This window comes from Streptomyces sp. NPDC057428, from assembly GCF_042803195.1.
GTDB lineage: Bacteria > Actinomycetota > Actinomycetes > Streptomycetales > Streptomycetaceae > Streptomyces.
In genome coordinates this window covers 90,758-100,441 of record NZ_JBHVCT010000013.1, presented here as the reverse complement: position 1 = coordinate 100,441, position 9,684 = coordinate 90,758, and the positions used below count along the sequence as shown (strand labels likewise).

The window sequence follows — 9,684 nt, the reverse complement described above, 5'->3', positions numbered from 1 at the left end:
CAACACCGCAGGTCGAGTGACCTGCGGTGTTGAACGCCAAGCTCAGACGGGCGGCAGCAGGTGCGCCGCGTGCCCCGCCACCGGGACGATCAGGGCCGCCAGCCGTCCGGCGGGACCGTCCGCTGTCTCCTGGGCCAGCAGCTCGGCCACCACGGCGGCGGTCTCCTCGTCCGAGGCCGCGGTGGCCGCGAGCAGGGCGATCAGATGGTCGACCAGCCAGCTGCGCAGGACGGCGGCCGACGGCAGCTTCTCCTCGTCCAGCCAGATCAGGGACGCGGCCTCCACTGCGGCGATCCAGGTGCGCACCATCATCCGCAGCCGGGGCCCGGCGGGTTCCTGTCCCGGCCCGGAGCCACGCCCGAGGTGGAGCAGGATCTGCTCGGCGGCGGCCCTGCGCACCCCGTCCACGATCGTCGTCGTGCGTGAGGTCTCCGCCACGCTGCCGCCGCGCAGCAACGCGCTGAAACCGGCGTCGTGCTGGTCGACGAAGCCGAGGTAGCGGTCCAGGACACGGCTCACCCGCTCGGTCGGCGGGCCGGCGGCGGGCTCCGCGAAGCACAGCGTGAGCTGGTCGGCGGCGGACCCGAGAGCCGCCTCGTACAACTGCTGCCTGCCGCCGGGGAAGTAGCGGTAGACGAGCGGGCGGGAGACCCCGGCCGCGACCGCCACCTCGTCGATCGAGACGTCGTCCGGCGCCCGGTGCGCGAAGAGCGTGAGCGCCGCGCCGAGCAGTTGGGTGCGGCGCTCCTCGACACCGAGCCGTCGGTACGCGCGGGCCGGCGGTGCTGCGGGTGCGGAGGTCATACTCCGAAGCCTAAGCGCTCCCTCCACAAGGGGGAGCGGCCTCAGGCCAGCAGACCCGAGCTCTTCCACAGCCTGCGCCCGACTCCGCCCAGCACCCCGATGTCGTCGAAGAAGTCGGTGAGCCGCTTCGCCCCCGTCTGCATGACCTCGGCCCGGTGCCCGCTCGCCTTCACCTGGGCGACGGCCTCGTGGCGGTCCAGGCCGATGTTGTCGTACACCTGCGGGTTGACGAAGCACACGGAGAAGACGCGCGCGGCCTCCCCGCAGCTCAGCCTGGTCATGCGCCGCTCCCAGGAGGGCGCGGTCGCCATCTGGCGGCGCAACTCCTCGCGCGCGTAGCGCACATGACGTGCCTCCTCGACGACGTGGATGCGGGTCACTCCGCGTACGAGCGGCTGGACGCGCTCGTCGGGGAAGGTGAGCCGCTGCATCCAGTCCAGGATCTCCTCGCCGAGCAGGGTCGCGGCGAAGGAACCGGGGGTGGTGGAGACCGTCTTCAGCACCCGCGCCAGGTTGTGGTAGCGCTGCGGCACGGGGTAGGCGGGGGCGCCGCCCCACTCGATCATGCGGGCGAACATCATCGAGTGCCGGCACTCGTCCGCTATCTCGGTGAGGGCGTAGCGCACGTGCTTGCTGGTCACGGACTTGTCGTAGATGTGCCGGACGAGCAGCTGCATGAGGATGATCTCGAACCAGATGCCGAGGGAGGCCAGTGACGCCGCCTCGTGGCGCGCCAGCTCCATCCGCTGGTCCTCGGACATCTTCCGCCACAGCGGGGTGTCGTAGAGGGAGACCAGCTCCGGCGGCCAGAACCACTTGCCGTCCTCCACGGCCGAGTCCCAGTCGAGTTCGGTGTCAGGGTCGAAGGAGTGCTTGGCGGAGGCCTCCAGCAGCCTGACGGCGACCTGTTCGCGGTCCTTGAGCGGGCCGAGCGCGTCGCGCAGGGCCTGGATGTCCTCGTCGGTCACTGTCGTCATGGCTGTGGGCCCCTCGCACATGGGTTACCGGCGGTCGGTTCTCTGCTCAGGATTATGAGACTGCCTGTCAGCAAGCCAGTCAATCCCTTGTGCGCGACTTGTTGACCGCGTGTCTACCAACGTGTGAACCTGCCAACTGACCGCAGCACCACGGAACGTACGATCCTCGCCAGGCGAAGGAGCTGTCCGTGTCGACACACGACCTTTACGTCACCCCGCCCCCGGCGCCGACATGGCAGGTCCCTGCCACCGGCGCCGCTCGCTTCAGCTGGGACTACGACGACGGGCGCGAGCGCCTCCTCGCCCTCTACCAGAAGGGCAAGGACAAGCAGTGGGACGGCAACAAGCGCATCGACTGGAGTCTGGAGGTCGACCCGGCCGACCCCCTCGGAACCCCGGACGAGGCCCTCACGCTCTACGGGACGCCGCACTGGGCGAAGATGACCGAGCGGGATCGCGGCGAACTGCGCAAGCACTACACCTCCTGGCAGTTCAGCCAGTTCCTGCACGGTGAGCAGGGCGCCATGGTGTGCGCCGCCCGCATCGTCGAGTCGGTACCCGACCTGGACGCGAAGTTCTACTCCGCAACGCAGACGATGGACGAGGCGCGGCACGCGGAGATCTACGGCCGCTTCCTGCACGAGAAGATCGGAATGCTCTACCCGGTCAACGGCAACCTCCAGGGGCTGCTCGGCGACACCCTGCGCGACTCCCGCTGGGACATGCCCTACCTCGGCATGCAGGTGCTCATCGAAGGGCTCGCGCTGGCCGCGTTCGGCATGATCCGCGACACCACGACCCGGCCGCTCCCCAAGCAGATCCTCGCGTACGTCATGCAGGACGAGGCCCGGCACGTCGCCTTCGGGCGGATGGCGCTGCGCGACTACTACAAGCAGCTGAGCGACGCCGAACTCGGCGAGCGCGAGGAGTTCGTCATCGAGGGCTGCCACCTGATGCGCGACCGGCTCAGCGGCGTCGAGGTCCTGGAGAACTTCGGCATCGGCAAGCAGGAGGCCAAGGCCCTGTCCGAGCACTCGGAGTACCTGCAGCTCTTCCGCAAGCTGCTCTTCAGCCGGATCGTCCCGTGCGTCAAGGACATCGGCCTCTGGGGCGAGCGGCTCCAGAAGGCCTACGTCGACATGGGCGTCTTCGAACTGGGCGACTCGAACCTCGACCTCCTGATGGCCCAGGACGAGGAGATCGCCGAACAACTCGACCGGGACCGCTTCGCGGTGGAGGAGCAGGAGCGGGTGGCGGAGGTCGCCGAAGCGATAGCCGAGGGCCGCGCGCACGGGTGAAGGGGTCCGCGCCCTCCGTACGGCCCGGGCGTGTCCGTTCCCGGCCTGATGCCATGCCCAGGGGCTCCGCGTCCGCACCTAGCAGGTCGATCCGGGCGAGAGCCGCTTCCAGGGCCGAGGTCATGGAACCCAAGTCTCAGTCCTCCAGGGCGGCCTCCATCACCGCCCGGGCGATAGGGGCGGCGTCGCCGCCGCCGCTGACATCGGCCCGGACCGCCGACGCGTCCTCCACGACCACCGCGACGGCGACCGCCGGCCGGCCGGAGTCCGGTGCCTGCGCCCAGGAGATGAACCAGGCGTAGGGGATCCCCGAGTTGCCGACGCCGTGCTGGGCGGTACCTGTCTTGCCGCCGACCCTCACACCGTCGATCGCCCCGTTCGACCCCGTCCCGTTCTCCACGACGTCGACCATCATCCGCTGGAGCTGCTGGGCCGTCGCGGGGTTCATGGCGCGGTGGTACGACTCGTTGCCCTGCTGCCGGACCGTGTCGCCGTCGTCGGTGGTCACCCGGTCCACCAGCCGGGGGCGCATCAGTTCGCCGCCGTTGGCCACGGCCGAGGCGACCATCGCCATCTGCAGGGGGGTCGCCGCCGTGTCGAACTGGCCGATGGAGGACAGGGCCAGCTGGTCGTCGCTCATGTCCGAGTCGAAGTTGCTGCGGGCCACCCGGGAGGGGATCTTGAGGTCGTTGTCGTTGAACCCGAACCTGTCCACCGCCTCCAGCATCCCCTCCAGCCCCACTTCGACGCCGAGGTGCGCCATCACCGTGTTGCAGGACACCCGGATCGCCTCCGCCAGGGACGCCTTCCGGCAGCCCCTCGCCTCGTCGGGCAGCACGGTGGACGTGCCGGGCAGGACGTACGGGGACGGGGTGTCCGTGTCGGCGTCCGGATCGGTGACCACCCGCGCGTCCAGCGCCGCCGCCGCGGTCACGATCTTGAAGGTGGAACCGGGCGGATAGGTCTCCCGGATGGCCCGGTTGAGCAAAGGCTGGCTGGGCGCGCGGTTGAGCCGTGCCCAGGCGTCGGTGACGGACGAGCCCGTTCCGGAGAGCACCTCGGGGTCGTACGACGGGGAGGTGACGAGGGCCAGGATGCGGCCCGTGGCCGGATCCAGCGCCGCGACCGCCCCGCGCCGGCCGTCCAGCCCCTCGTACGCGGCCCGCTGGGCCGACGCCTTGATGGTGGTCACGACGTCGCCACCGGGCTGCGGGCTGCGGGTGACGTCCCCCCACAGCGGGAGCGGGGCGAGGATCGGGTCGGTCCCCGACAGGATGCCGTCCTCGGCGTTCTCCAGCAGCGTCGTGCCGTAGGTCTGCGAGGCGTAGCCGGTCACCGGCGCGTACAGCGGGCCGTGCCGGTAGGTGCGCTCGTACGCCAGCTGTTCCCCGGTGTCCCGGGAGCCCGTGACGGGCTCGTCGCCCACCAGGATGTTGCCGCGCGGCCGGTCGTAACGTTCGATCGTGGTGCGGCGGTTGGCGGAGTTGGAGTTGAGTTCGTCCGCCTCGAAGATCTGGACACGGGCCGCGTTCGCCAGCAGGGCGACCAGCAGGAGCAGGCAGAATCCGGCGGCACGCCGGATGTAGCGGATCACGTTTCCTCCCGGTCGGCGGCGGCATCGGGGTCCGGCGTGCGGGCCACGTCGCTGACCCGGATGAGCAGGGCCACGATGATCCAGTTGGTGACGACCGACGAACCGCCCTGGGCAAGGAAGGGCATCGCCATCCCGGTCAGCGGGATCAGCCCCATCACCCCGCCCGCGATCACGAAGACCTGGAGCGCCAGGATCGAGGCGAGCCCGATGGACAACAGCCGTCCGAAGGGGTCCCGCAGCGCCAGACCGGCCCGGAAGCCGCGGGCCACGAGCAGCGCGTACAGCATGAAGATCGCGGTGAGGCCGGCCAGGCCGAGCTCCTCGCCCGCGGTGGCCAGGATGAAGTCGGACTTGGCCGCGAAGCCGATGAGGATGGAGTGGCCGAGCCCCAGCCCGGTGCCGAGCAGCCCGCCCGCGGCGAACGCGAAGAGGGACTGGGCGAGCTGGCTGGGCCCCTGCCCGGCCTCGATCGTGGCGTACGGGTTCAGCCAGTCCTCCACCCGGCTGTGCACATGGGGTTCGAACGAGCCGACGACGAAGGCGCCGGCGGCGGCGAGCAGCAGACCGACGGCGATCCATCCGGTGCGGCCGGTGGCGACGTACAGCAGGATCACGAACAGGCCGAAGAAGAGGAGCGAGGTGCCGAGGTCCCGTTCGAGGACGAGCACGCCGACGCTGAGCAGCCAGATCGCGACGATCGGGCCCAGGACCCGGCCGGTGGGGAGCTGGAGTTTCCAGATCCTGCGCCCGGTGTACGCCAGCGCGTTGCGGTTCGCCGCCAGGTAGGCGGCGAAGAACACGGCGAGCAGGATCTTGGCGAACTCGCCGGGCTGGAAGGAGAGTCCGCCGATGCGGATCCAGATCTTCGCGCCGTTCACCGCGGGGAAGAAGATCGGGACGATCAACAGCACCAGCGCCACCGCGACCGACAGATAGGCGTAGCGCTGGAGCACCCGGTGGTCGCGCAGGACCACGACCACGGCGATGAAGAAGGCGACGCCGAGCGTCGACCAGATCAGCTGGGTCGTCGCCGCCTGGTTCCTGGGTGTCTCCAGGTCGAGGCGGTAGATCAGCACCAGGCCGAGCCCGTTCAGCAGGACCGCGATGGGCAGCAGCAGCGGATCGGCGAAGGGCGCGCGGAAGCGGACCGCGAGATGGGCGAGCAGGGCGAGGAGGCCGAGACCGGCGCCGTACCCGGCGACATCGGGGGGTACGGCGTCGTTCCGGGCGAGGCCGACGGCCGCGTAGCCGTAGACGGAGATGAGCACGGCCCCGATCAGGAGCGAGAGCTCCACCCCGCGCCGCTTGGGCAGGCGTAGCTCGGGCGGTCGTGCCTCCGCCGTCGTTGCGGTCATGCCCCGCAACGTAGCAAGCGCCGGGTGCTATTTCCCTTATGTCAGCTTCGTGGCACCCTTCGGCGGGCGAACGGTGCCGGGCTCAGTGCTGGTACGGGTTCTGGCCCTGGGGAGGCGCGTAACCGGGCTGCTGCTGTGCGGCGCCGTACGGATTGCCGTCCTGGCCGCCGTGGCCCGCCTGGGCCAGGAGCTGGTCGGCCTGCTCCTTCGGTATCTTCCGCTCCCCGCCGCAGAAGGTGCACTGGGTCGCGTACTTCGTGGAGAAGGGGAACAGCGGGACGAAGAACAGCGTGAACTTGGTGACCCGCTTGCGCAGGGTGTGCGCGGCGGGGTTCCCGCACCAGCCGCACACCATCGTCAGTACCGCCAGCTGGTGGAGATACCCCTTGGTGCCAAAGATGATCATGATGTGGATCCCTTCCCCGTGTCTTTCCGAAGTGCCCGCCGGCACAGCGCCAGCAGCTTCTCGTCCTCATGAGTGTCGTGACTGCCGTAGCCGCCGTCCATCGCGTTGTGGCGGCGTACGGAGAGGAGCTCCGCACGCAGCACCCGCGTCGCGTCCGACCCTGCCCCAGCGGGCCCCATCCGCGCCAGGCATTGCGCGACCCGGACTCTGACGTGACGGTTCTTCTCCCAGGCCGAGAGCAGCACCGGCAGCACGTCACCGGTCCGGCCCGAGACCTTCCACAACGCGATCGCCGCCTCGACGCGCAGCCACAGCTCGTCGTGCGCCAGCAGGGCCTTCAGCCGTGGTGCCACCACCTCGGCGCTCCTGCCCAGTGCTCCCAGCGCGCTCGCCGCCGCCCGGCAGTCGTGCACCTGCTCGGTACGCAGACCCTCCGCCAGCACCGGGAGGACCGCCCCGGTGTCCCCTGTGATCGCCCACAGGGCCTCGGCGGCCTCCGTCGCGGCCGCGGTGCCGGGCCGGGCGATCAGACGGCGCAGCTCGGGCACGGCGCACTCCGCATCGGTGCCGAACGAACCCAGCGCCCGCAGTGCGGCCGTGCGCAGCCATTCCCCCCGGTACTCGGGAGCCCCACGCAGCACCCGCAGCACCTCCGGTGCCGCCTCGCCCGCCCGCAGGGCGGTCAGTCCCCCGAGCAGCGGACTCGCCCGGTCGTAGGCACCCTCGTCCAGGCCGACCTCGCCCAGCCGGCGGCGCAGCGTCCCGGCGAGCGGGGCCGCCGCCGCCCCGAGGTGACCGATCGCGAACCCCACGTCGTGAGGGACCTCCGGCCGCTCCAGCGCCGCCGCGAGGGCGGGCAGGACCCGGGCGTCACCGAGCCTGGCCAGTGCCTTCACCGACGAGCCGAGGCCGGGCGGTCCGCTCGCCCAGTCCTTCACCCAGGACCCGGGATCCGCCGCCACCCTCGCGGCGAGGGCATCGGCCGCCGGTGCGGCCAGGCCGAAGAGCTCCTCCAGTACGTGCGAGGCGGCGTCGGCCAGCCGTTGCTCCGGATCGGCCAGATGCCCGCCGACCAGCCTCACCAGGCCCTCGTACGAACCGCGCCAGGCCCGCATCAGCCCCCCGCTCATCCGCACGGCGTCGATGCGCTGCCAGGGGTCCGGGCTGCCCAGCTGGTCCGTCAGCAGCGCCGTGCGGTCCGCGACCCGGTCGTCCAGGCCGCTGTGCAGGGTCCGCAGCAGGTCGGCGGCCCACGGGGTGCTGCGGCCCGCGGACTCCTCGGCGGACAGCGCCCGCAGCTGACCCACCAGCGTGGGCGCGGTGGTGGTCCGGTCGCCCGTCGCGTCGTCCGTGCCCGGAGCCGGGGACGGCGACGGCTCCGGGGCGGCGGCCTGTGAACGCAGCTCGCTCAGCAGCCCCGCGACCACCCGCACGACGTCGCCGGGCAGCGCGTCCGGTGCGCATCTGGCCAGCTGGGCGAGGGCCGCGAGCCGCAGCCCCGGCGGGTAGGCCCCGGCGGCGAGCCCGCTCAGCCAGTTGGCCACCTGCCCCGCCAGCGGCCGGTGGCGCAGCGCGACCCGGCCCGCGGCCTCGACGAGCGCGAGCCGCACCTCGTCGTCCTTCTCGACCGGCAGTCGCTCCCGCAGCAGTGCCAGCACCCGGGCGGGTCTGCCGTGCAGCGTGGCGAGGGCGAGCGGAGCCGCGAGGCGCACCCCGGGGTCCTTGTCGGCGACGAGCCCGAAGAACACCGAGGAGCCGGCGGAGACGGCGGCCGCCGCCATCGCGTAGTTCGCGACTCCCTCGATCTCGTCCTCGTCCAGCTCGGACAGTTCGTCCTCGTCGGTCTCGTCCAGGTCGATGCCGCCGATGCTCGTGAGCAGCTCGACTATGCCGCCCCGGTCGCGTATCCCCGGATCCGCGGCCAGCTCGAAGAGGAAGGGGATGCAGGCGAGGGTGCAGGCGTATACGTCGCCCTGGTGGTGCACCGCGCCGTACATCCCGTCCAGCGCGCTCTCGCGCTCCGCCGGATCGGCCGAGGCGAGCCCGTGGAGGAGGCCCGGCACATCGTCCGCCGGGCCGTAGGCATGCTCCATCGAGGCCCAGTCGACCTCGTCGATCCCCGCGAACACGCCACACCCTCCCCGTGTCTTTCCTCCGCTCCCGGGAACCGCGTCCGGGAAGCAGCGTCTGGGCAGAGTGTGCACCACCGCCAGGACAATCCACACCCACCACTTGCCGCCTTTCCCCGCCACACCCGCCGGGGCTGTGAACGGGCTGTGTGCGGCCTGTTCCGATCAGAGGTCACCCGACAGGCTCTCAGTCGCCGGGCAGGGGGCGGGCCTGCCCGGGATCGTTCAGCGGGCCGAACAGATCGCCGTACCGGTCCAGCCGCGCGGGCATGTCGCCCGCCAGGAAGACCAGCTCGGCCGGATCACCGCAGGCCTCGATCTCGTCCCAGGTGACGGGTGCGGAGACTGTCGGGCTGCTCCTCGCGCGCAGGGTGTAGGGGGCGGCGGTGGTCTTCGCGGCGGCGTTCTGGCTGAAGTCCACGAACACCTTCCCGGGCCGGAGCGCGCGGGTCATCCGGTACACGGCCAGCTCGGGCAGAGCCCGCTGCGCCTCGACCGCCAGGCCCTTCGCGTACGCCGTCACCTCTTCGGAGGGCGTGGGCTCCAGGGGCACGAGCAGATGCAGGCCCTTGGAGCCGGAGGTCTTCCCGTACGAGGAAAGCCCGTCGGTGGCCAGCCGCTCGCGCAGCCAGAGGGCGACCGTGCGGCATTCGAGGATGCTCGCGGGCGGTCCGGGATCGAGGTCGAACACCATCAGGTCGGCGATCGCGGGGGAGTCCTGCCGCCACTGGTGGGTGTGGAACTCCACCACCATGTTGGCCGCCCACATCAGCGAGGGCAGATCCTCCACGAGCACCTGACGGGCTTCCGGCTCGTCGTGGCGGGGGACGGGGGCGGTGCGCACCCAGTCGGGTGTACCGGGCGGTGGATTCTTGGTGAAGAAGCGCAGCCCTTCCGGTCCGTCCGGATATCTGAGGAAGGACAGCGGGCGGCCCCGCAGGTGCGGGAGCATCGCGTCCGCCGCCGTGGCCGCGTAGTAGTGCAGCACCTCGCCCTTGGTGGTCCCGGTCGCCGGATACAGCACCTTGTCGAGATTGCTGAGCGCCAGGCGCCGCCCCTCCACCTCTGTGATCGGCGTCATACGATAAGAATCACACGAAATCGTACCGATGTGGTCGGTG

8 protein-coding genes are annotated in these 9,684 nt (G+C 71.1%); 1 reads left to right on the top strand and 7 read right to left on the bottom strand.

Going from position 1 to position 9,684, the window contains the following annotated elements; all coding sequences use genetic code 11:
* Positions 1-42: 42 nt before the first annotated feature.
* Together ACFU5K_RS08105 and ACFU5K_RS08100 are read right to left on the bottom strand one after the other, a co-directional pair.
* The gene (locus ACFU5K_RS08105; RefSeq protein ID WP_384058103.1) at positions 43-804 is read right to left on the bottom strand and encodes a TetR/AcrR family transcriptional regulator; all 762 of its coding nucleotides are present in this window, start codon (positions 802-804) and stop codon (positions 43-45) included.
* Positions 805-845: 41 nt separating this feature from the next.
* Positions 846-1,781: a diiron oxygenase gene (locus ACFU5K_RS08100; protein ID WP_384058101.1), complete on the bottom strand. Its 936-nt coding sequence runs from the start codon at positions 1,779-1,781 to the stop codon at positions 846-848.
* A gap of 188 nt (positions 1,782-1,969) precedes the next feature.
* Here ACFU5K_RS08100 and ACFU5K_RS08095 point away from each other — a divergent pair, with 188 nt between their 5' ends.
* Positions 1,970-3,079 (top strand): ferritin-like domain-containing protein, encoded by a 1,110-nt coding sequence (locus tag ACFU5K_RS08095; RefSeq protein ID WP_384058099.1) that lies wholly within the window; start codon positions 1,970-1,972, stop codon positions 3,077-3,079.
* Between the two features lie 136 nt (positions 3,080-3,215).
* Here ACFU5K_RS08095 and ACFU5K_RS08090 read toward each other — a convergent pair whose 3' ends face one another.
* The 5 genes from ACFU5K_RS08090 to ligD all read right to left on the bottom strand — a co-directional run bounded on the left by ACFU5K_RS08090 (position 3,216) and on the right by ligD (position 9,644).
* Positions 3,216-4,673 (bottom strand): peptidoglycan D,D-transpeptidase FtsI family protein, encoded by a 1,458-nt coding sequence (locus ACFU5K_RS08090; protein WP_384058097.1) that lies wholly within the window; start codon positions 4,671-4,673, stop codon positions 3,216-3,218.
* Complete coding sequence (locus ACFU5K_RS08085) at positions 4,670-6,028, bottom strand: FtsW/RodA/SpoVE family cell cycle protein (protein ID WP_384058095.1); 1,359 nt, start codon at positions 6,026-6,028, stop codon at positions 4,670-4,672. The genes ACFU5K_RS08090 and ACFU5K_RS08085 overlap by 4 nt, the downstream gene beginning before the upstream one ends.
* Before the next feature lie 82 nt (positions 6,029-6,110).
* A complete protein-coding gene (locus ACFU5K_RS08080) occupies positions 6,111-6,434 on the bottom strand; it encodes a zinc-ribbon domain-containing protein (protein WP_384058093.1) in 324 nt (107 codons plus the stop codon).
* Complete coding sequence (locus ACFU5K_RS08075) at positions 6,431-8,563, bottom strand: HEAT repeat domain-containing protein (protein WP_384058091.1); 2,133 nt, start codon at positions 8,561-8,563, stop codon at positions 6,431-6,433. The genes ACFU5K_RS08080 and ACFU5K_RS08075 overlap by 4 nt, the downstream gene beginning before the upstream one ends.
* A 187-nt stretch (positions 8,564-8,750) precedes the next feature.
* Positions 8,751-9,644: a non-homologous end-joining DNA ligase gene (ligD, locus tag ACFU5K_RS08070; protein WP_384058089.1), complete on the bottom strand. Its 894-nt coding sequence runs from the start codon at positions 9,642-9,644 to the stop codon at positions 8,751-8,753.
* Positions 9,645-9,684: the final 40 nt, after the last annotated feature.

What these genes read in the sequence shown, in the direction of transcription:
- ligD (WP_384058089.1), bottom strand. Translation starts at nt 9,644, where the DNA reads ATGACGCCGATCACAGAGGTGGAGGGGCGGCGCCTGGCGCTCAGCAAT.
- ACFU5K_RS08085 (WP_384058095.1), bottom strand. Translation starts at nt 6,028, where the DNA reads ATGACCGCAACGACGGCGGAGGCACGACCGCCCGAGCTACGCCTGCCC.
- ACFU5K_RS08105 (WP_384058103.1), bottom strand. Translation starts at nt 804, where the DNA reads ATGACCTCCGCACCCGCAGCACCGCCGGCCCGCGCGTACCGACGGCTC.
- ACFU5K_RS08080 (WP_384058093.1), bottom strand. Translation starts at nt 6,434, where the DNA reads ATGATCATCTTTGGCACCAAGGGGTATCTCCACCAGCTGGCGGTACTG.
- ACFU5K_RS08100 (WP_384058101.1), bottom strand. Translation starts at nt 1,781, where the DNA reads ATGACGACAGTGACCGACGAGGACATCCAGGCCCTGCGCGACGCGCTC.